The 470-nt window shown below is 66.4% G+C and carries 1 protein-coding gene; it reads right to left on the reverse strand.

From position 1 onward, the window contains the following. Nucleotides 1-470, reverse strand: a 470-nt coding sequence (locus tag D7X55_RS46185; RefSeq protein ID WP_199747385.1) for a S10 family serine carboxypeptidase-like protein, incomplete at both ends; no start/stop codon positions are given.

Consider the following 470-nt stretch of genomic DNA (forward strand, 5'->3'; position numbering starts at 1 on the left):
GTATTCGACGTCGGCACTGGGGTTGTAGAGCGCTTTCTTGGCTTCATCGTCGCCGATCCGCGCGCGGCTGAAGCCGGTACCGACCGGATCGATGAACACCAGATCGGTGAAGTCCAGCCAGGTGCCCGGGTTGTCGTGCAGGGTGGCCGGCGCCGATGCGCTGTCACCCTCGGAGCCGAAGGTCACCACCTTGGGCCCGATCGCGCCCATGTTGAGGTACACCGACGACGCACCGGGGCCGCCATTGAGCGCGAAGGTCACCGGCCGGTCCTTGCCCGGCATCGTGTAGGCGGTGAACACCACATCGGCGATCACCTTGCCCTTGGCATCGAAGAAGGCCGGCATGGTCTTCAGCGTTTCCGGTGCCTGGCCGATCTCGGCCAGGGCCAGCGTGGTCGGCGTCAGGTAATCGGTGGCGGTCAGCCACACCGCGTCGCTGTCATTGCTGTCCACCGCAGCCACGGCCAGCG

It is taken from the genome of Corallococcus sp. AB049A (assembly GCF_003668885.1).
GTDB lineage: Bacteria > Myxococcota > Myxococcia > Myxococcales > Myxococcaceae > Corallococcus > Corallococcus interemptor.